This is a genomic window from Marinobacter sp., from assembly GCF_040882185.1.
In the GTDB taxonomy this organism is placed as follows: Bacteria; Pseudomonadota; Gammaproteobacteria; order Pseudomonadales; family Oleiphilaceae; genus Marinobacter.
In genome coordinates, this window is the sequence record NZ_JBBEBW010000008.1 from 90,335 (window position 1) to 111,641 (window position 21,307).

A 21,307-nucleotide genomic window follows, 5' to 3' on the forward strand; every position below is an offset into this window, starting at 1 on the left:
CCAAAGGGCAACATATGTTGCCCTTTTTTTTTCAGTTATACTCCCCGCCCCAATCAATGCCTCACTGGCTGCCGCAGATGACGTCCAGACCTGACACTGACGATTACCGCACCCTTTTCCTCAATGATACGCCCCTGATGGATGTGCGTGCCCCCGTTGAATTCGCCAAAGGCAGCTTTCCTCTCGCGCAGAATGCACCGTTGATGAACGATGACGAACGCCATCGGGTGGGCATCCGCTACAAGGAAAAGGGTCAGGACCAGGCCATTGTACTCGGCCACCAGCTGGTTTCCGGAGACATCAAGACTGCCAGGGTAGAAGCCTGGAAACGCTTCGCTATTCAGAACCCTGACGGCTACCTTTTCTGTTTCCGCGGCGGGCTTCGCTCACGATTGACCCAGCAGTGGTTGCGTGATGCCGGTATCGACTACCCGCTCATTACGGGGGGCTACAAAGCCCTTCGACGCTTTCTCATTGATCAGCTTGAGGCACTGATTTCAAGGGAAAACTTTATGCTGGTCAGCGGCCGCACCGGCACTGGCAAAACCCGTCTGTTGAATAATCTGCCCAACCCTGTTGACCTTGAAGGCATAGCAAACCATCGTGGCTCCAGCTTTGGCCGGCAGATAACACCGCAGCCGACTCAAATTGATTTTGAGAACCGCCTCTCCATTGCGCTTCTGAAAGCTTCTCACCAGCCGCACAACACCCTGTATCTGGAAGACGAGAGCCATCTCGTGGGCCGCTGCTGTTTGCCAGACAGCTTGCGAGCCAGAATGATGGAAGCCCCGATGATGGTTCTCGAGCGCCCCATCGAAGAACGTACGGCCATTATTAAAGAGGATTATGTTATCGGCATGGTCAGCGATTTTATCGCACGGGACGGTGAGCAGGCAGGCTGGCTCAATTTTCGGGACTATCTGTTAAGTGCTCTCGAACGACTTCGCAAACGGCTTGGCGGCGACCGCTATGCGCTTCTGAAATCCACCATGGAGTCAGCCCTGGAACTCCAGCGCAGCAGCGGTGAGCTCGGCGGCCATGACAAGTGGATTCAAGCGCTTCTGAAAGACTATTATGACCCGATGTACGACTACCAATTGAGCCAGAAAGAGGGTCGCGTCGTAGTTAAGGGGGATCTGGAAACCTTGCTGAACTGGGCCCGAAAGATCGCTTGATGGGCCCTGGCAGGTGACTGAACGCGCGTCTGCGATGCGCATTGCTCACTATTATCTGTTATAAGAATTCCGAACCTTGGCAACACGCCGGACATCTTTTCGCCTGAATAGTACGTACCAGGCGTATGCCATTTTGCATTACCGAAAATGAACCGGAATAAGGAGTCTCTATGGAAAACTTTTTCAGTGACGAGGGTCAGGCAGCTGAGTTGCTGCAGCAAGCCATAGCCATGGTCATGACCTACGCCCCGAAAGTATTACTAGCCATCGTGACACTGGTGATTGGCCTCTGGCTGATCAATCGTTTCATTAATGTGCTGGACAATAAGCTGGGAGCAAGGGACCCCACACTCAACAAGTTCGTGTGTGGCCTGATTGGCGTCATATTCAAAGTCCTGCTGTTTATCTCTGTCGCCTCCATGATCGGCATCGCGACTACTTCGTTTATCGCCGTCATCGGTGCCGCTGGCTTGGCTATTGGTCTGGCACTGCAAGGCAGTCTGGCTAATTTTGCAGGAGGCGTACTGATTCTGATCTTCAAGCCGTTTAAAGTCGGCGACACCATCGAAGCTCAGGGATTTCTGGGTGCGGTCGCTGAGATCCAGATTCTTTATACGGTCGTGAACACCTTCGACAACCGTCGCATCGTAATTCCCAACGGCAGCCTGTCCAACGCGACGTTGATCAACGTCAGCATCTACCCGACGCGCCGCTGCGACATGACGTTCGGCATCCACTACGACGACGATATCGACAAGGCCAAAGCTGTTATCAAACGGTTGATCGACGAAGACGAGCGTTCGTTGAGCGAACCCCCACCGCGTATCTCCGTGGGCAGCCTCGGTGATAACTCCGTCAACCTTATCGTGCGCCCCTGGGTGCCAACCGATGATCTGTGGCCTTATTACTGGGATATGCAGGAGAAGGTCAAGAAGGCCTTTGATGCGGAAGGCATTACCATCCCATTCCCTCAGCGCGATGTGCACATGTATCAGGAAAAATAAAGGCTCCCCGCCGACAATCCAGGGCTGAATAACCGGCCCTGGATTCGTTTTTCGCATTCTTCCAATCCTCGACTAAGCTGACTAAAGTATGCCCAGAAAGGAAGCCGCTGCCGTGAAAGCTCCGCGTGCAAAAGGTTTCTCAGCCCCCGGGGCGGACCGGTTGTTTGAGTTCGTATTCAGCAGGTAGCAAGGCTCGGGATATGCTGTCATTGCTGGTAGGAGGTTGTCATTATGCCGGTACAGCAGTTAAAAGAATTTCTCGATTCCGCAGGCACGGAGTACATGTGTCTATCCCACCCTCCCGCCTTCACCGCACAGGAACTGGCCCACCACGTCCAGATCGCTGGCGATCAGGTTATCAAGACCGTGATTCTTGAACTCGATGGTAAAATGGCGATGCTGGTCATGCCTGCCACTTGGCGTATACGCTGGGATCGATTAACCAAGGTGCTCGAAACCGACTTCGTTCAGCTAGCTGACGAGCAGGAATTCGAGGCCCGTTTTCCGGATTGCGAAGTAGGCGCCATGCCCCCTTTTGGCAATCTTTTCAATATGACCGTTTATTGCAGTGAGGCGCTGACCTCTCAGCCGGAACTGGCTTTCGCCGCCGGCTCTCATACCGAATCCATTCACATGAAAACCGTAGACTTCCTGCGTCTGGTACAGCCGATGGTTATCAATCAGGGGTTTATCAAGCCCGGCGCTCAAAAACCGGCCTGGCTGGCCAAACGCCGTTCGAACCGAAACCTGACGCCGATACATCCGGACGCACCCGCTCTGGAGCCGGTCCACTACTGAGCGGCGGCGGTTGCTTGCCTGTCTGCCCTCTTCGCGTAAACTGGGGGCCACAGACAAGGAACCAACATGAAAGAACAGGTTGATATTGTGGTGGTCGGCGCTGGCATGGTCGGCGCAGCCCTAGCAACCGGGCTCGGCCAGGCTGGACTCTCCGTTGTTCTGGTAGACCGTGAAAGCGCCCCTGAGTTCGACCAACACCAGCCACCGGACATCCGGGTATCTGCGCTTAGTGCAGGCAGTGAACGTTATCTCAGGCAGCTCAACGCCTGGGCCGGGATTGAGCAAATGCGGACCACTCCTTATGCGCGTCTGTCGGTCTGGGACGCCAGCCCGCATCCGCTTTCAGCTTTGCTTCCAGTCGGAATAAACCGCACCACCTTCAACGCTTCCGATCTCGGAGTCAGCCACCTGGGGCACATGGTAGAGAATCGCATCACCCAGCAGGCGCTCTGGGATAGTGCTGCAGCGCTGCCAACGGTTTCAGTGCTGGCAAATGATGCTATCGTTGAACTCACTAACGGCGACTACATGGCAGAGGTGATTCTGCAAAGCGGTCAGCGTTTTGAATGCCAACTGGTGATCGGCGCAGACGGCGCACAGTCCCGGGTTCGTGAACTGGCGGGCATTGGCACCAGCCGCGATCAGTATGCGCAACAGGCTCTGGTTGCCTCTGTTACTTACCATGGCTTGCCGCAAGATATTACCTGGCAGGCGTTTTATCCCAGCGGCCCCCGGGCGTTCCTGCCCCTCCACCTGACTCAGGCCCGCCCTGGAAGTCAGGGGGCTGAAAGCTGGGCGTCCCTGGTGTGGTATGACCGGCCGTCGGTTCTGGCCGAATTGAAAGCCATGCCTGAGGCAGAGTTTATCGCCGCCGTGCAAAAAGCGTTTCCCAAGGACCTGCCGCCGCTTGCCTCCATTGCTGCCAGGGCCAGCTTTCCGATAGCGCGCCAACACGCACGCCGCTATGTGCAGAATCGGGTGGTCCTGATAGGTGATGCAGCCCACACTATCAACCCGCTCGCCGGTCAGGGCGTCAATCTCGGGTTTCAGGATGCGGAATGCCTGCAAGGGCTTCTTCGGGAAGCAAAGCGATCAGGTGACGATCTTGCACACCCGAGGTGGCTCAATCAGTACGAGCAGACGAGACGCCCTGCGAACGGCCGCATGATGCTTGCCATGGACGCCTTCTATTACCTGTTCAGCAACCGCATACCGCCGGTGCACCTGGTGCGTAATCTTGGCCTGGGGTTAGCCCAGAGATTACCGGGCGCCCGCAATCAAATTGCGCGCTACGCCATGGGGCTCAATGGCGGCACACCCATAAATTAAACCTATAGAGGAATCCGTATATGTCAGGAACACTGTTTACCAAAATCATCAACCGGGAGATTCCCGCCGACATTGTCTACGAAGATGATCTCAGCTTGGCCTTCAAGGATATCAATCCCCAGGCGCCCATACATCTGCTGATCATCCCGAAAAAACCCATTGCGACGGTTAACGACATTGAGGACGGTGACCGGGAACTGATCGGGCACCTGTATCTCGTCGCTTCCAAGTTGGCAGCTGAGATGGGGTTTGATGAGAGCGGCTACCGAACCGTCATGAACTGCAATGAACATGGCGGCCAGACCGTTTATCACATCCACCTACACCTGCTGGCGGGTAAGGCGATGGGCTGGCCGCCCTACACCGATAAACTCAAACAGGCCTGATCAGGCCTGGGGACCGAACAGTCGCATCAGGCCATTGCCAATACTCTCTACCGGTCTGATGATGGCTTGCTGAACCGAGTTGGTGACCACTTCGTTATAGCGGTCGCCTTCCTGGCTCTGCATGAAGTCGATGTAGTTTTTAAGCTGCTCATCCGAGAGTGACTCATAGGTATGCAGGTAAGCAGCATATACCTGCTGCCCCACCATACCCGTGAGCATCGGGCGCTGGTCCTCGACCCGAGCCTTGATGCTCTCGAAATCGGCGGTCTGGCCATTGAACGCCGCCATCGCAGTTCCAAAGGCAGTCTGAACAGCAATCGCAGTATCCACTGCACTTTCCGTTGCCCGCGAAGCGCGGTCAAAGCGGGTAAACATTTGCTCCCGCTCCGTGCCCTGATACTTTTTGATCAGTTCCGGACCGCGACGCTCAATCTGCTTCCAGCCAGCCGGTTTGGCAGCGTCGGCTTCCAGCGAGGTCACCCGCTCTCCCAACGGTGACTGATACCAGTCCAGTACGGTCTGCAGGGTAGACTCGGACAGCCCATCGTCCAGATCAGCTACTACCTGGCCGCGAATCTTAGAGCTGCTGAATGCCTGCCCTACCATGCCGGTAATCGCACCTTTGAGCATCGGGTCCAGATCACCGGTCTGGCTTAAGCCCTGGGAAATACCTTCTGTCAGCATCGCCGGATACTGTTCAATGACCTCGCCCAGGGCAGAGCTACGGAGCACCGACTCCGCCAGTTCAGACGCCATCACACGATGGCTGGATAACATGAAAAGCGCCGGTAACAACAGGCTTGCGATAACGCGGGTAGGAACAGTGGAAAACATTAGGGCTCTCTTTGCGTAATAGATGGAACAAGCCTACTTATGACACGCCACTGCAAGCAGAACAAGGCTCAAACCTTTACAAAAAAGACAGCTTGAAGACCTGCAAGGAAATGTATCAACCCCTGCAGGTTTGCAGGGCGCCATCAACGTCCGACGATTCTCTCCGCTGCCTCGACAGGGGTGTGCCGAACATCCTCACCTTCGACCATAAAAATGACATGCTCAGCGACGTTGCAGGCATGGTCGCCTACCCGCTCAAGGGCACGCAGCACCCACATCACCGACATACAGCGGGAAATATTCCGCGCATCTTCCATCATGAACGTCAGCAGAGTGCGGGTGGCCGCCTTGTACTCTTCATCCACTATTTTATCTTCCTTCATCACCCGAAGTGCCTGCTCGGAATCTAGTCGTGCGAAGGCATCCAGTGCATCGTGAAGCATCGATAAAACGTGGGTGGAGATATGGCGCACCTCAATATAACCTCGGGGTGCCTGACCCTCTTCTGCCAGGGCCAGGGCAAACTTGGCAATTTTCTTGGCTTCATCACCCACCCGCTCCAGATCCGCTACCATTTTGATCACGGCAATAACGAGGCGAAGATCTCTCGCCGCAGGTTGCCGGCGGGCGATTATTCGGGTGGCTTCCTCATCCAGTTCCAGTTCAAGCTTGTCGACAATTTTATCTTTTGCTCGCACCTCATCGGCCAGATGGCCATCACCTTCAATTAGCGCAGTCACCGCATCGCCGAGCTGCTCTTCGACCATTCCGCCCATGTTCAGGAAATCGGCTTTCAGGGACGCCAGGTCATCGTTGAAATTATGGGAGATGTGATCGCCGTAAACATCGTCCTTATCTTTTTTCATAGCAGGATTCTCCTTCTATTTTTCGGTGCACGGCTTAGCCGAAGCGCCCGGTAATGTAGGACTCTGTCAGCTCATGCTCGGGAGCAGTAAACACCTTATTGGTGTCGTTAACTTCTACCAGGTGCCCCAGATGAAAATACGCAGTGCGGTTAGATACCCGCGCAGCCTGCTGCATGGAGTGGGTAACAATCACAATGGTATAACTCTCGGACATTTCCGAAATCAACTCTTCCACCCTCGCAGTTGCAATCGGATCAAGCGCCGAGCATGGCTCATCCATCAGGATGACTTCCGGGCTCACAGCGATGGCGCGGGCGATACACAGGCGCTGCTGCTGGCCACCGGACATACCGGTTGCAGTCGCATCCAGTCGGTCCTTGACCTCATTCCACAGGCCCGCTTTGCGAAGACTGTTTTCGACAATCTCGTCCAGCTCGGATTTGCGATTGGCAAGACCATGAATTTTTGGACCGTAGGCGACGTTGTCGTAGATAGACTTGGGGAACGGGTTGGGCTTCTGGAAGACCATGCCTACCCGGGCCCGGAGTTCTACTACGTCCCTTTTCGACGCGTAAATGTCTTCCTCATCCAGCAGCAATTGGCCCTTGATCCGGCAAATCTCGATGCTGTCATTCATTCGGTTCAGACAGCGCAGGAACGTGGATTTACCACAACCGGACGGGCCGATAAACGCGATAACCTCATTGCGGGCAATATCGAGACTGATGTTCTTAATAGCCCTGTCGTTGCCATAGGACACATCCACATTACGAAGTTTGTACTTCGGGTCGTCCGCAAACGGTTTACCAACGGTTTTCCCTTCCTCAATCACTGTATCCTCGGGTTTTTGCTCTGCTACCGGGACAACTGCTTCATTTTCCTCTCGCACACCGGCCTCCGCTGAAATATTGGAACTCATCGTATTCATATCGCTCTCCTCACCAGCGGCGTTCCAGCCGCTTGCGCAGCCAGATTGCCAGGGCATTCATACTCATCAGGAAGGCCAACAGCACCATAATGGCTGCCGACGCGCGTTCAATAAAGGCCAGCTCCGGGCTGCCCGCCCATAGAAACACCTGCACTGGCAGCACGGTGGCGGCATCAAAGAAGCCCTCGGGTACTTCCACAATAAATGCCACCATGCCAATCAACAACAAAGGTGCAGTCTCACCCAGAGCCTGAGCCATACCGATGATCGAACCGGTAAGCATGCCGGGCATGGCCAGGGGTAAGACGTGGTGCAACACCACCTGCATTTTGGAGGCACCAATACCTTCAGCTGCTTCCCGTACCGAGGGCGGCACACTCTTGATGGCGGCGCGGCTTGAAATAATGATAGTCGGCAGGGTCATCAATGTAAGCACCAGTCCCCCCACAAACGGCACCGAACGAGGCATGCCAAACAGATTGATAAACACTGCCAAGCCAAGCAAACCGAAGATAATAGAGGGAACAGCTGCCAGATTGTTGATATTTACTTCAATAAAATCCGTCAGCTTGTTTTTCGGTGCGAACTCTTCCAGATAGATTGCAGCCGCCACGCCGATGGGGAATGACAACATCAGCGTGACGAACATGACCAGCAACGACCCGACAATCGCCCCCAGCACTCCGGCCCTGGCTGGATCACGGGAGTCGCCGCTGGTGAAGAACACATCGTTAAAGCTGGTTTCCACCAATCCACTTTCTTGCAGCTCATTCACCCATTCCTGCTGCTGCTCATTCAGCTTTATGGAGTAGGCCTTGTCGCCCTGGTGTTTGACATAGACATCTACGTCGCTGTGGGCCAGGAAGGTAATGGTTTGAGTAGTACCCATCCAATCGGGATTGGCCACCAATTTGTCGCGAAGCCCGATTGAGGCATAGGGATTGATCAACCCCCGCAGGGCATTCCGGTCGTCTTCCGTGGCACTCGGGAGGGTCTCCGCAAGGCTCACAATCAGCGGCTCTACAAAATCCGCCATGCGAATTTCATCGGGATTGGTCGGGTCTTCGAGATACATCCGCTCGGAGTCCATTTCGACATCCAGGGTGATGGTTGTCTTCAAAAATCCTGTGTGCCCTTTGCCGATAATGTCAGCCAGCAGCACCACCAGGGCGGCAAGCGCTATAGCGATAGCCAGAACGCCGTAGGCCCGGAAGCGGCGCTCTTTGCGATACCGTCTTTTGAGCGAGCGGCGGACAATCTCCGCCTGTTCAGTGCGATCAGTCATATTGTTCCCGATATTTGCGGACAATCTTGAGAGCAATCACGTTCAGCAGCAGGGTTACGATAAAGAGCATCGCACCCAGGGCAAACGCAGCCAGTGTCTTGGGGCTATCGAACTCCTGATCGCCGATCAGCAGGGTCACGATCTGTACCGTCACGGTGGTAACGGACTCTAGTGGATTGGCAGTCAGATTAGCCGCCAGGCCTGCGGCCATGACCACGATCATGGTCTCTCCAATCGCCCGGGAAGCCGCCAACAATATGCCGCCCATAATGCCGGGCAAGGCAGCCGGGAAGATAACCTTCTTCATGGTCTCGGACTGAGTGGCGCCCAGCGCCAATGAGCCGTCCCTGAGTGTTTGGGGTACAGCATTGATTACATCATCGGAGAGTGAAGAGACGAACGGAATAATCATTACCCCCATCACCAGGCCCGCAGCCAGCGCGCTCTGGGAAGAGGCACCTAATCCCAGGGTGTCAGCGAAATCCGCGATGAAAGGGGCAACCGTCAACGCGGCGAAAAAACCGTAAACAACAGTCGGTACTCCCGCCAGCATTTCCAGCAGTGGCTTCACCACCCCTCGTACCCGCTTATTCGCGTATTCCGACAGGTAAATGGCAGAGAACAGGCCAACCGGCACAGCCACCAATAAGGCAATGGCAGAGATTAGCAGCGTTCCCGTAAAGAGCGGGATCATGCCGAAAGCACCTTCCGAGCCAACCTGGTCTGCTCTTAGCGCTACCTGAGGGCTCCAACTGGTGCCGAAAAAGAACTCCGTAAACGGAACCATCCCGAAGAAACGGATAGTTTCGAAAATAACCGAAAAGATAATGCCGACGGTGGTCAGAATCGCGAGTCCGGCGCAGGCAAAAAAGAACCACCGCAGGGTTTTCTCCACCTGCTCCCTGGCATTGAGTTTTGGCTGGATCCGATACCAGCCCACAAAACCGGCTAGCACCGCAATGGAGATAACCAACAGCGTCATGTAGGTTCCGCTGTTTTCCCGCAGAACCTTAAGTCGCTCAGCCGCATTGATCAGAGGCTCTTCAACAGAACCTGCAGATAGTGCTCCGCTGGCCACATTGCTGATTTTTGACATCAGCAGGCTGGCCTCGCCGATGGATTTCGGAACCATCTCGACAGGCAGTGACCCGAGCACCAGTAACTGTATGATCTGACTTTCAAACGAGGCCCAGAGCGCCAGAATAATCAGGGCCGGAATACCGCACCACATAGCGGCACGAACGCCATAGTAACCGGGTAGGGATTTGAGGTGCCGAATGCCTCCCAGAGGGGTGGCCAGCGCCTTTGATCGAAAATAACCCAGCGCATACGCCACACCGATGAGCACCAGGGTTATGAAAAAAAGATTCGCGGGTTGCATGGCATTTCCTGTCTGCGACTACGGGATCGAGGCGAATTCTACTCTCGCGAAGCGTTATTTTCACGCTCGCCTGTCTGAAATGACGAAGGGTGCGAGCCTGTTTAATGGCTCGCACCCTTTTTACGTCTGGACCGATTTTAGTTAAGCTCACTCGCTGTCAGGTTAGGCATTTCTTTCAGTTTTTTCTGCAGCGCCATCAGGCCATCGCGGGTCGGTACAATCAGGCCGACGTCCTTGAGGTAGCCGTTCGGGCCCATGGCGCCCGGACTGACAAATTCAGCCGCGTATTCCTCAATGCCCGGGACCACGCCAATGTGTGCTTTCTTGACATAGAAGAACATGGTACGGGCCATCGGGTACTCGCCTTCAGCAATCAGGTCGGGCTCCGGCGCAACACCCTCCAGCTCGACAGCCTTGAGCCGGTCTGAATTTTCTTCCAGAAAGCTGTAACCGAATGCACCGTACATGCTGGAATCACCGATCAGCTTTTGCACGATCAGGTTGTCGTTCTCACCAGCTTCGATAAAGGCGCCGTCTTCACGGACGCTCTCGCAGATGGCACCGTGCTGATCTTCACTCAGCTCAGCGGCTTCCGGAAGCTGGTCACAACCAGCGGCCAGGCCCAGCTCATTGAAAGAATCGCGGGTACCGGAGGTCGGGGGTGGCCCCATAACCCGGATTTCGAGGTCCGGCAGGCTGGAGTCAATATCGCTCCATTTTTTGTTAGGGTTCATCACCCACTCGCCGTCAACAGGCACTTTCTCACCCATGGCCAGGAACAGCTGCTCCATGGTCAGGTCCAGGTCCGGCGCATCCTTCGAGCTGGCGATAACAAGGCCGTCGGAGCCGATGGCGAACTCGACAATGTCGTCAACGCCGTTGTTCTGGCAAAGTTCGAGTTCTGAAGGTTTGATGCGGCGCGAGGCGTTGGTAACGTCGGGGTGGCTGGTGCCAATACCCTGACAGAAAATTTTCAGACCGCCGCCGGAGCCAGTGGATTCCAACTTAGGAGTCGGAAAGTCACTGTTGGCGCCAAAACGCTCGGCAACGACGGTTGCGAACGGATAAACAGTGGAAGAGCCGACGATGTTGATGGTATCGCGGGCCATGACCGGTGCAGAGATGGCAGCAATGCTGCCTGCAAGGGCAAGAGATGTGAGGGCTGTTTTCAGTTTGATCACGTTGGTTCTCCGTCATTCGCGTTAGCTGTGTTAGCTATTTTTAGTGCTGAAAGTCACAAAACTTCAGCCTTGGCTGAACTCGTCCTGACTCTCAGGCGAACCGGCGCGGGTGAGCCGATGAATGGAGAATAAAGCCACAGTATGACAACTTTGTGACATTCACTGAAATATTCACTGTGTGATGAATACTGCTTGCAGCAAACGCCCGGAGCATTACCATGAGAGCCAACCCAATAACGACAACTCCTTTCAAAAAGAAAAAAGGTAGCTCTCATGACAGCGCTTGATGACGATAAACCCGTGCCTCGCGGGCAACTGACCATCCAGGTCATCCCCTTACCGTCCGATACCAGCGCCAACGGCGATGTCTATGCCGGCTGGGTAGTCAAACAGATGGACATTGCCGCTGCGTCCACCGCAGGACGAATATCCCAGGGCCGCAATGCCACCGTCGCTATCGACCGGATGGAGTTCCTGTCACCCTTACGGGTCGGCTCTCAGGTGAGCTGTTATTGCGAACTGGTGGATATTGGCCGCAGCTCCATGAAGATCAACGTGGAAGTCTGGACCCTGGACCGGAGCGCTAAAACCCCCCGAAAGGTCACTGAGGCGCTGTTTGTATTTGTTGCCATTGATGAGCACGGCCGGATTCGGGAAGTGCCGGAGCAAGCTCACTAACCTTTAACACATTGAGGCCGCGCCTCCGCTATGGCAGCAAATCCTGCCGGAGGAATCCGTCACCACGTCACAACGGCGGGCCAACTCCTCCCGCAAGCGCTCCCTGGCGCGACGGATTCTGGCCTTGGCGGCCGGTAGTGAAATAGCCTGGGCGCTGGCATAGTCGGCCTGGCTCAACCTGCCAAGGTCACAGGCTTCCAGAATATCGCGGTCATCATCCCCAAGTGCCGGTAAGGCAGCACGTATACACACATCCAGATCGGCTACCGGATCCCGGGGCTCCCTGCCTTCGTCGGGTAAATGCTCAGGCACCGGCACCCAGGTCTTGCGAAGGCGATGGGCGTCAATCAAAGCATTACGAGCGACCCGAAACAGCCAACTGCGGGGATTTTCCAGCTCGCAGAAGGACTGTCCTTCTCTCATCGCTTTGAGAAACACATCCTGTAGCAGATCATCGCATACGTCCGGGTCTTTCAGTTGGCCAAGCATAAAATGCCGGAGTTCCCGGTGGTGGTCATGCCACGCCTGTAGGACATACTCAAACATCATGTTGGCTCCGGCCCCTGAACTTGTCTGCTTTAAACTATGCCACAGCCTGGAACTTCGTAGTATAGGTGTATCTTTTCACTCTGCCGTTCGTCTTCATGCCGCACACTCATAGCCATGCCATAACTCATACCCAAGCCATAGAGAGGAGCTCCATGAGCAGCCAAACTGACGTTGTGACCACCTACGACACCACTGTAAAAATGGGCCTGTTCGAGCGGTATCTGTCGGTCTGGGTGGCGCTGGCCATCGTCATCGGCATTGCCCTGGGCCAGTTGGCCCCGTCGGTGCCGGAGACGCTATCGCGGTTCGAATATGCCCAAGTCTCCATTCCCATTGCCATTCTGATCTGGGCAATGATTTTTCCGATGATGACGCAGATCGATTTCAACGCCGTAGTCAATGTGAGGAAGGAGCCCAAAGGCCTCGCGATCACGACCATTGTCAACTGGCTGATCAAGCCCTTCACCATGTTCGCCATTGCCTGGTTCTTCCTGATGGTGGTATTCGAGCCCTGGATTGCCGACGACCTGGCTAGCGAGTATCTGGCCGGTGCCATATTGCTGGGGGCCGCGCCCTGCACCGCGATGGTGTTTGTCTGGAGCTATCTGACCAGAGGCGATGCGGCCTATACGCTGGTGCAGGTGTCCGTTAACGACCTGATCATGCTGTTTGCCTTCGCACCTATCGTGGTGTTCCTGCTTGGGGTCTCCAACATCCAGGTACCCTGGGATACAGTGATCCTGTCGGTGGTGCTCTATATTGTAATTCCCCTGGTCGCTGGCTACCTGACCCGTCGCACCCTGATCGCCCGCTATGGCCAGCGCTGGTTTGATGAAGTATTCATGAAGCGCCTGGGCCCGATCACCCCGGCGGCTCTAATCGTTACACTCGTGCTGCTGTTTGCCTTCCAGGGCGAGGTTATCCTCGCCAACCCGCTGCACATTGCGCTGATAGCCGTACCTTTGATCGTGCAGACGTTCCTGATCTTTTTCATCGCCTATGGCTGGGCAAAGCTATGGAAAGTACGCCACTGCATCGCCGCACCAGGGGCCATGATCGGCGCCAGCAATTTCTTCGAGCTGGCAGTGGCCGCCGCGATTGCCCTGTTTGGTCTGCAATCCGGTGCAGCGCTGGCTGCTGTGGTGGGGGTGCTGGTAGAGGTGCCGATCATGCTGATGCTGGTAAACATCGCTAACCGCACCCGGAACCGCTTTCCGGACTGAGGCGGCGAGCAGGCTCAGGCGATGACTGGTCGCTTTTCCGGCAACCTCAGCGATAACAGTGCCGCCATGGCGACCAGCGCAGCCGAGATCCACAAACAGGCCTCCAGCCCATAGGCCTGGTAAACCCAGCCAGACAGAATAGTGCCGAGCAGCCTCCCGGCGGCGTTGGACATGTAGTAGAAGCCCACATCCAGCGACACGCCATCGCCACGGGCGTAGCTGACAATCAGGTAGCTGTGCAGGGAGGAATTGATCGCAAACAGCACACCAAACAGCAGCAAGCCACCCACGATCACAACCTGCGGCGACCAGCCCGCCATCAGGCCCCCGGCAATGGCGGCGGGAATCAATGCCAGAGCGGCCGCCCAGAGCACCGCCGGTTTTTTGCCTTCCATGTTGCCGGTAATCTTAGGAGCAATGGTCTGGATAAATCCGTAGCCGATGATCCAGCTGGCCATAAAACCGCCGACTTTCCAGTGGTCCCAGCCAAAAACCGTGCTGAGGTACACCGGCAAGGCCACCACAAACCACACATCCCGTGCCCCGAACAGGAACATTCGCGCCGCCGAGAGCACGTTGATGGCCCGGCTCTTGGACAGAATCTCGCTGAACTTCGGCTTTGACGTGCTTTTACCCAGGTCCTGTCCCAGCAGGAACAGGCTACCGACCCAGACCACACCCAGAACAACCGCCATACTAACAACGGCGCCCGTAAAGCCCGCCGTGACCAGCAGCACACCACCAAGGAAAAAGCCCACGCCCTTGAGGGTATTCTTAGAGCCGGTCAGAATGGCGACCCATTTGTAGAGTTTGCCCTGCTCCGAGTCCGGCACCAGCAGTTTGATGCCGCTCTTGGCGGACATCTTGTTGAGATCCTTGGCAATACCCGACATGGCTTGTGCCGCCATCACCCAGGGCACGGTCAGCATCGCCGCCGGTACCGCCAGCATGGCCAACGCGGCTATCTGCAGGAACAGGCCAATGTTCATGGTACGATTCAGGCCCCACCGAGCCCCTAGATAGCCCCCCACCAGGTTGGTCACCACCCCGAAAAACTCATAGAAGATGAACAGCAGGGCGATTTCCAACGGCGAATAGCCAAGCTGATGGAAATGCAGCACCACCAGCATCCGCAGGGCCCCGTCCGTGAGGGTAAAGGCCCAGTAATTGCCGGTGATAACCAGGTACTGGCGGATGGCGGGTGTCATATCAGGCAGACCCTACCTTGCGCGCCAGTTCGACGGTGCGGTTGGCGTAGCCCCATTCGTTGTCGTACCACGCGTAGATTTTCACCTGAGTGCCGTTGACCACCATGGTAGACAGGGCATCGACGATGGACGAGCGCGGATCAGTCTTGTAGTCAATAGACACCAGCGGGCGCTCTTCGTAGCCCAGAATGCCCTTGAGTTCGCCGTCGGCCGCTTCTTTGAGCAATTGATTTACGGTGTCACGATCCGTTGTCGTTTCCACCTCAAACACACAGTCAGTCAGCGAGGCATTGGTCAGCGGAATACGAACAGCATGGCCGTCCAGACGCCCTTTCAGCTCCGGGAATATCTCGATAATCGCGGTGGCAGAACCCGTGGTAGTCGGAATCAGTGAGCTGCCGCAGGCCCTCGCCCGGCGCAGATCCTTATGGGGTGCGTCGAGGATGGTCTGGGTGTTGGTCAGGCTGTGAATGGTGGTGATGGAACCGTGTTTGATACCCAGCTTCTCATGAATCACCTTAACCACTGGGGCCAGGCAATTGGTCGTGCAGGAAGCCGCCGTCACGATCCGGTCGTTGGCCGGATCGAAGACGTCTTCGTTCACACCCATGGTGATGTTCTTCGCGCCGGTTTCCTTGACCGGCGCAGTCACGACCACGCGCTTCACGCCCTGATCGAGATATCCCTGCAACACCTTCACGGTCTTGTTGACACCACTCGCCTCAATCACCAGATCACAACCGGACCAGTCGGTATCGCCGAGGGCTTTGTTGCGGGTAACCCGGATGCGCTGACCTTCGATCACCATGTCGTCGCCGTCGGCATCTGCTTCAAAGTTCCAGCGTCCATGGACGCTGTCGAAATTCAGCAGGTGTGCCAGGGTAGCGGCATCAGCGCCCGGGTCATTGATGGCGACAAACTCCATATCCGACCAGCCCCAGGCAGCGCGAAGCGCCAAGCGGCCAATGCGGCCAAATCCATTAATGCCGACTTTTATCTTGCTCATTATTTACTCCTGTTTAATTCTGAATTCGATAACATTTCGATAGCACGCCGAGCGAGAGTAAAGGGCTTTCCAGAACCGTGCGGAGCCATGGATGGCGGAGCCCGAACGTACAGGGGTTCAGCCGAGCGTTTATGAAGCGAAGCTTCATGCGAAAGCTGAACGACCGCAATCTGCGATTGCGGGCCGGACCCGCTTGCGGGTATTTACAGCGTGTTCTGGAAAGCCCTTTTCTCTTGCTCGCCCCCTCCACCATCAGATAAACCGGACAACTGGCCGATCTTCCATCGTTTTCAGGCGCTCCAACTCCCTTTCTACCAGCCCGGTGTTACTCTCTGAGGTTTCATCCAGCACCCGTAAAAGCCACTGGGGCAACTGGGGATGAAGGAAATAATAGACCCACTGGCCCTGACGATCGGTGTCCAGCAAACCGGCCTCCTTCAGAGTGGCCAGATGGCGGCTGACCTTCGGTTGCGACGAATCCAGTGCCGTGGTCAGCTCATATACGCATAGCTTTTTCTGCTCACGGATCAGCATAAGAATGGCCAGCCGAATCTCGTCCCCCAACGCCCGGAACACGCTGACCGGGTTGTAATTCAGGGCTTTCAAGCCGGTCTCCTTCTGGTGCACCAAAGTAAACAGGCCAATCCTCTCCTTCAGCTCCTTAAGGGTGAGCGCAAAGGTGGCGTGGCGATTTGCCGGTACCGGATCGCGGAAATCCCAGGCAATCTGCTGCGCCGGCTCACAAACTCTGCCGCACTCGTTGGCCGCTTTCTCGCACAGGGTGATAACGTAATCCCAGTGCTCACCCTGCAAATCGGCCAGCTGTTTACTCCTCAGCCCTTCCACAGAAATCCCGGATTCCGTTAGCACCTGCAATGCCAGAGGATGTGGCTGTGTCGGCCCGGTACCGGCACTGGCGACTTCAAACCGGTCACCGGCCATGTGCCTGAGCAGGGCTTCCGCCATTAAAGAACGGGCGCTGTTAGCGGTACAAACGAACAAAACGCAGCGCTTCATATTCGTATAACCTTATATGTTTATTTAGACATATCTCATTTTTCGGATACTATGACAGAGGGAAACGAAAGTAAATACTTCTCTGATCAAAAATGATCCTGCCAGTCAGAAATGCGATTCCGATGTATCCTTTCGATAGATTGTTCGTCTCCCTCACAGCTATGTTCTGAAATCCAATTCGGACCTATAAATTCTGAAGATTCATCCAGGGAGTACCATGAGTTACCCAGACCTTCCGAACATTGACGCGGCGCTGTTTTCCTCCCCTGCCGCTGACAGACTTTTTGCCGACACGCCGTCTGCACACCCGGCCCGCATACTCCTGCTTTACGGATCGCTCCGGCAGCGCTCGTTCAGCCGTCTCGCTGTAGAAGAAGCCGCCCGGCTACTCGAAGCCATGGGTGCTGAAACCCGAATCTTCAATCCACGCGGCCTGCCGTTGGCGGACGCGGAGGATGCGTCACACCCAAAGGTTCAGGAATTGCGAGAATTGGCTCAATGGAGCGAGGGTATGGTGTGGTGCTCTCCGGAACGCCACGGTGCCATGACCGGCGTCATGAAAACCCAGATTGACTGGATTCCCTTGTCCATAGGCGGCATGCGCCCGAGCCAGGGCAAGACCCTTGCAGTGATGCAGGTATGTGGCGGCTCCCAGTCCTTCAACACAGTCAATCAGTTGCGAGTGCTGGGGCGCTGGATGCGGATGATCACTATTCCCAACCAGTCGTCGGTGCCCAAGGCTTTTACCGAATTTGATGAGCATGGCCGCATGCTGCCGTCGCCGTATTACAACCGCATCGTGGATGTTATGGAGGAGTTGGTGAAGTTCACTCTGCTGACCCGGGACCAGAGCGGCTATCTGACAGACCGCTACTCGGAGCGAGTGGAAAGCGTCGAGGAGGTTTCGAAGCGGGTAAATCAACGAAGCATGTGAAGGTTGATGTGATGTTTGCCAGCCTTGCCTAACTGGTACTGATGCAGTAACTCTCTACACTGAGGATGCCAGTCAACTCTGACCCTGAGCGGAGACTTCACGATGCTGAGATTTTTTCGTATTGATAACGGGCTTATTCGGGATCTCGGTGTTCCAGCGGAGGAGCAGAAGTCGCGCCTGTCCGAGGCACACTGGATTGATGCGGTTGAGCCCGACGAGCAGGAGCGAACCATACTCCAGAGCCTGCTCAGGACAGACCTGCCCGAGTATGACGATGTCGAGGAGATCGAAGCGTCCGCCCGCTGTTTTGTTGATCAGGCCGGCATCCATGTGCATTCCCTGTTTATTACCCAGAGCGAAGGCCGGCACGATACCGTCTCAGTCGCCTTTATCCTCCAGAAAACCTGCCTGATAACGATCCGGGAAGAAGAGCTGGCCGATTTCAGGCTCATACGCATGCGGGCACGACGAAATCAGGTGGAAGCCCGGAATCCCGCGGAGCTCCTGGTGATGATTCTGGAACAAAAGGTGGAAAACCATGCTGATGGCCTGGAAGACCTTCATCGCCAGTTAGAAGAAGTCAGCCATCTGGTACTGGAAGACGAAGAGGCCGAGCTGGATGAAGCTATTACACAACTGGCACGACTGGAGGACAGCAACGGTAAAACCCGACTCTGCCTGATGGATACTCAGCGCGATATTTCTTTTCTTATCAGGAATCTGAAAGGCGAGCCAAAACTGTCTGACACTCAGCGGGAAATCATGCACGACATCGAAACCCTGATGTCCCATACAACCTTTTTATTCGACAAAATCAACTTCCTGATGGACTCGACCCAGGGTTTCATCAACATTGAGCAGAACCAGATCATCAAGACCTTCTCGATTGCCGCAGTGGTATTCCTGCCACCCACGCTGATTGCAAGTATCTATGGCATGAACTTCGAGTATATGCCGGAACTGAAATGGCTACTGGGTTACCCCTCGGCCATCGGGCTGATGATCATGGCCGGCATCGCTCCTTACTGGTTCTTCAAGCGTAAGGGCTGGCTTTGAGGCTTGGGTAGCTGGTATCGATTTTGGAGTAAGCAGGAATTGGGCAGGTCTTTCCAAAACACGCTCCTTCGGCACCTCCATGTGGCGCTTGAGCTCCGCCATGAATGGCGGAGCCCAAGCCGAACAGGACGTCCCGAGGCGTGTTTTAAACAAAGTCCCCCAGCCTGCGCTTTACAAGGAGCCGGGCCTACATTCAGCAGGCTTCCAGCGGCGCATACGCCAAAACAAGCCATTTGGCACCCTCGTCAAAATTGACCTGTACGCGAGTGTGGTGGCCGGTGCCTTCACAGTTCATCACCACGCCTTCGCCGAATTTCGGGTGCCGCACGCACTGGCCGAGACTGAAGCCGGACTGCTGGGCGGAATCCTGGCTGAACATGCTTTCGTTCGGCCGCTGCATGTTGACCGGTCGGGTCACGGTGTTGCGCAGCCGCACTTCCTGAATGCAATCACTGGGGATTTCCCGCACAAATCGTGACAGCGCGTTGAATTTTTCCTGACCATAGAGACGACGGGATTCGGCGTAAGTCAGCACCAGCTTTTTCATGGCCCGGGTAATGCCCACATACGCCAGACGACGTTCCTCCTCCATCCGGCCGGGCTCTTCCAGAGACATGCTGTGAGGGAATAACCCCTCCTCCACGCCTGCCAGAAACACCAGCGGGAACTCCAGACCCTTGGCGGAATGCAGGGTCATCAACTGCACGCTGTCTTCATGGGCTTCGGCCTGGGATTCACCGGCGTCCAGGGCCGCCTGGGCGATGAATTCAGACAGCGCGTCCATCTCACCATCCACCTCGAAATCGGCCATGGCGTTGATCAGCTCATCGAGGTTCTCGACCCGGGCCTGACCTTTCTCGCCCTTCTCGTTGCGATGATAGTCACGCAAACCACTGTCGGCAATGGTCTGTTTCATCAGTCCTTGCAGCGTGGCATTGGGCGCCAGCACCGAGAGTTCTTCCACAATATCGATAAAGCGCTGTAGACCGGTTTTAGCGCGACCCTTGAGGTTGCCCGCTGCCAATAACCGGTGGGATGCTTCCCACAACGACAGACTCTCCTCCCGGGCCAGTTCCCGAACATCCGCCAGGCTCTTGGCGCCAATGCCCCGAGGGGGAATATTCACTACCCGTTCAAAGGCTGAATCGTCATTGCGGTAATGCACCAGCCGCAAATATCCCAGGGCGTTGCGGATTTCCTGACGATCATAGAACCGCAGCCCTCCATAGACCCGATACGGCATGCCCTGGCGCATCAAAGACTCCTCCAGCACCCGTGACTGGGCATTGGAGCGATAAAGGATGGCACACTCGCTGCGCAGATTACCCTCGGAAACCCAACTGGCGATGGTATCGGCGATGTAGTTGGCCTCATCCTGCTCATTGAAAGCCGCATAGAGGCTGATCGGCTCACCTTCGTCGCCATCGGTCCAGAGCTCTTTGCCTAACCGCCCCTGGTTGTTGGCAATCACCGAGTTGGCGGCTTTCAGAATAAGCTGGGTAGAACGGTAGTTCTGCTCAAGCCGCACCAAACGTGCGTTAGGAAAATCCCGTTGGTATTGTTGGATGTTTTCGATCTTGGCGCCACGCCAGCCATAGATCGACTGGTCATCGTCCCCCACTACGGTCAGGGGCACACGATTACCCGCCAGCACTTGCAGGAAAGCGTATTGAATGGTGTTGGTGTCCTGGAACTCATCCACCAGAATGTGCCGGAAGCGGCTCTGGTAATGGGCCAGTAACTGGGGGCGATAGAGCCAGAGTTCGTGGGCCCGCAGCAACAACTCGCCAAAATCCACCAGGCCCGCCTGCTGGCAGAGCTTTTCGTACTGACGGTAAATTTTCAGCATGGTGGACGTGAAGTGATCGTCCGGGTTGTCCTGGATATGGTCCGCCCGCAGGCCTTCGTCCTTCTGGTTGTTGATAAACCACTGCGCCTGTTTAGGAGGCCAACGGCTTTCGTCAATCTGGAACTCCCGCATTACCCGCTTGACCATGCGAATCTGGTCATCGCTGTCCAGCACCTGGAAATTTTCCGGCAGGCCTGCATCCTGCCAGTGGGTACGCAGCAGCCGATGGGCAATGCCGTGAAAGGTGCCAAACCACATACCCCGGGTGGGCAGGTTCATCATCTGCTCAATCCGGTAGCGCATTTCCCGCGCTGCTTTATTGGTAAAGGTCACCGCCAGCAGGCTTGTAGGGGGCAACTGATCCACCTGCATCAACCACGCCATCCGATGCACCAGCACCCGGGTCTTGCCACTACCAGCGCCCGCCAATACCAGCAAATGGTCATTCTGGGCGGTAACTGCCTCCCTCTGGGCATCGTTGAGGGGGTCAATAATCGGGGAAACATCCATGGGCAGACATCGCTGTGTGCAGGTGAATTGGTGGCGGGATTATAACAGGCCGGGCCGGTAACGTGGGCAATGCACTGCGGGGGGAGTTCAACGAACTTGTTCGTGGGCGC

The 21,307-nt window shown here is 55.7% G+C and carries 20 protein-coding genes; 9 read left to right on the forward strand and 11 right to left on the reverse strand.

What is annotated here, in order from left to right:
* Positions 1–77 precede the first annotated feature (77 nt).
* The 5 genes from mnmH (at position 78) to WEB64_RS06495 (ending at position 4,692) form a co-directional block, all read left to right on the forward strand.
* Positions 78–1,175, forward strand: coding sequence for a tRNA 2-selenouridine(34) synthase MnmH (mnmH, locus tag WEB64_RS06475; RefSeq protein WP_368060061.1), 1,098 nt, complete (start codon positions 78–80; stop codon positions 1,173–1,175).
* 170 nt (positions 1,176–1,345) lie between these two features.
* Positions 1,346–2,179: a mechanosensitive ion channel family protein gene (locus tag WEB64_RS06480; protein WP_368060059.1), complete on the forward strand. Its 834-nt coding sequence runs from the start codon at positions 1,346–1,348 to the stop codon at positions 2,177–2,179.
* Between the two features lie 231 nt (positions 2,180–2,410).
* On the forward strand, positions 2,411–2,977 hold the full coding sequence (locus tag WEB64_RS06485) for an aminoacyl-tRNA deacylase (RefSeq protein ID WP_368060057.1): 567 nt from the start codon (positions 2,411–2,413) through the stop codon (positions 2,975–2,977).
* A gap of 66 nt (positions 2,978–3,043) precedes the next feature.
* A complete protein-coding gene (locus WEB64_RS06490; RefSeq protein WP_368060055.1) occupies positions 3,044–4,306 on the forward strand; it encodes an FAD-dependent monooxygenase in 1,263 nt (420 codons plus the stop codon).
* A gap of 20 nt (positions 4,307–4,326) precedes the next feature.
* The gene (locus WEB64_RS06495; RefSeq protein ID WP_368060053.1) at positions 4,327–4,692 is read left to right on the forward strand and encodes a histidine triad nucleotide-binding protein; all 366 of its coding nucleotides are present in this window, start codon (positions 4,327–4,329) and stop codon (positions 4,690–4,692) included.
* On the opposite strand, the gene WEB64_RS06500 is transcribed toward WEB64_RS06495, so the two are convergent.
* The 6 genes from WEB64_RS06500 to WEB64_RS06525 all read right to left on the reverse strand — a co-directional run bounded on the left by WEB64_RS06500 (position 4,693) and on the right by WEB64_RS06525 (position 11,167).
* Positions 4,693–5,526: a DUF2059 domain-containing protein gene (locus tag WEB64_RS06500; RefSeq protein ID WP_368060051.1), complete on the reverse strand. Its 834-nt coding sequence runs from the start codon at positions 5,524–5,526 to the stop codon at positions 4,693–4,695. It abuts the gene before it with no gap.
* A gap of 143 nt (positions 5,527–5,669) precedes the next feature.
* Positions 5,670–6,392, reverse strand: a complete 723-nt coding sequence (gene phoU / locus WEB64_RS06505; RefSeq protein ID WP_368060049.1) for a phosphate signaling complex protein PhoU — start codon at positions 6,390–6,392, stop codon at positions 5,670–5,672.
* 34 nt (positions 6,393–6,426) lie between these two features.
* Positions 6,427–7,320: a phosphate ABC transporter ATP-binding protein PstB gene (gene pstB / locus WEB64_RS06510; RefSeq protein WP_368060047.1), complete on the reverse strand. Its 894-nt coding sequence runs from the start codon at positions 7,318–7,320 to the stop codon at positions 6,427–6,429.
* A gap of 10 nt (positions 7,321–7,330) precedes the next feature.
* On the reverse strand, positions 7,331–8,605 hold the full coding sequence (gene pstA, locus WEB64_RS06515; protein ID WP_368060045.1) for a phosphate ABC transporter permease PstA: 1,275 nt from the start codon (positions 8,603–8,605) through the stop codon (positions 7,331–7,333).
* Positions 8,598–9,986: a phosphate ABC transporter permease subunit PstC gene (pstC, locus tag WEB64_RS06520; RefSeq protein ID WP_368060043.1), complete on the reverse strand. Its 1,389-nt coding sequence runs from the start codon at positions 9,984–9,986 to the stop codon at positions 8,598–8,600. The genes pstA and pstC overlap by 8 nt, the downstream gene beginning before the upstream one ends.
* Positions 9,987–10,123: 137 nt before the next feature.
* Entirely contained in the window at positions 10,124–11,167 is a 1,044-nt protein-coding gene (locus WEB64_RS06525) for a substrate-binding domain-containing protein (protein WP_368060041.1), read from the reverse strand.
* A gap of 273 nt (positions 11,168–11,440) precedes the next feature.
* On the opposite strand from WEB64_RS06525, the gene WEB64_RS06530 reads away from it, so the two are divergent.
* Positions 11,441–11,845, forward strand: coding sequence for an acyl-CoA thioesterase (locus WEB64_RS06530; RefSeq protein WP_368060039.1), 405 nt, complete (start codon positions 11,441–11,443; stop codon positions 11,843–11,845).
* A 3-nt stretch (positions 11,846–11,848) separates the two neighbouring features.
* Here the strand turns inward: WEB64_RS06530 and WEB64_RS06535 are convergent, their stop codons facing one another.
* Positions 11,849–12,394 carry a sigma-70 family RNA polymerase sigma factor gene (locus WEB64_RS06535; RefSeq protein WP_368060037.1) on the reverse strand — a complete coding sequence of 182 codons (546 nt, stop codon included), beginning with the start codon at positions 12,392–12,394 and terminating at the stop codon, positions 11,849–11,851.
* A 152-nt stretch (positions 12,395–12,546) separates the two neighbouring features.
* Here WEB64_RS06535 and arsB point away from each other — a divergent pair, with 152 nt between their 5' ends.
* Complete coding sequence (gene arsB, locus WEB64_RS06540) at positions 12,547–13,617, forward strand: ACR3 family arsenite efflux transporter (RefSeq protein WP_368060035.1); 1,071 nt, start codon at positions 12,547–12,549, stop codon at positions 13,615–13,617.
* Positions 13,618–13,631: 14 nt separating this feature from the next.
* On the opposite strand, the gene arsJ is transcribed toward arsB, so the two are convergent.
* The 3 genes from arsJ to WEB64_RS06555 form a co-directional block, all read right to left on the reverse strand.
* Positions 13,632–14,825, reverse strand: coding sequence for an organoarsenical effux MFS transporter ArsJ (arsJ, locus tag WEB64_RS06545; RefSeq protein WP_368060033.1), 1,194 nt, complete (start codon positions 14,823–14,825; stop codon positions 13,632–13,634).
* 1 nt (position 14,826) lies between these two features.
* The gene (locus WEB64_RS06550) at positions 14,827–15,831 is read right to left on the reverse strand and encodes an ArsJ-associated glyceraldehyde-3-phosphate dehydrogenase (protein ID WP_368060031.1); all 1,005 of its coding nucleotides are present in this window, start codon (positions 15,829–15,831) and stop codon (positions 14,827–14,829) included.
* 252 nt (positions 15,832–16,083) lie between these two features.
* Positions 16,084–16,848, reverse strand: a complete 765-nt coding sequence (locus WEB64_RS06555) for a metalloregulator ArsR/SmtB family transcription factor (RefSeq protein WP_368060029.1) — start codon at positions 16,846–16,848, stop codon at positions 16,084–16,086.
* 217 nt (positions 16,849–17,065) lie between these two features.
* Here WEB64_RS06555 and arsH point away from each other — a divergent pair, with 217 nt between their 5' ends.
* Both arsH and corA read left to right on the forward strand, forming a co-directional pair.
* On the forward strand, positions 17,066–17,782 hold the full coding sequence (gene arsH / locus WEB64_RS06560; RefSeq protein ID WP_368060027.1) for an arsenical resistance protein ArsH: 717 nt from the start codon (positions 17,066–17,068) through the stop codon (positions 17,780–17,782).
* Positions 17,783–17,884: 102 nt separating this feature from the next.
* Entirely contained in the window at positions 17,885–18,838 is a 954-nt protein-coding gene (corA, locus tag WEB64_RS06565; RefSeq protein ID WP_368060025.1) for a magnesium/cobalt transporter CorA, read from the forward strand.
* Between the two features lie 193 nt (positions 18,839–19,031).
* Here the strand turns inward: corA and uvrD are convergent, their stop codons facing one another.
* Positions 19,032–21,197, reverse strand: coding sequence for a DNA helicase II (uvrD, locus tag WEB64_RS06570; protein ID WP_368060023.1), 2,166 nt, complete (start codon positions 21,195–21,197; stop codon positions 19,032–19,034).
* Positions 21,198–21,307 lie beyond the last annotated feature (110 nt).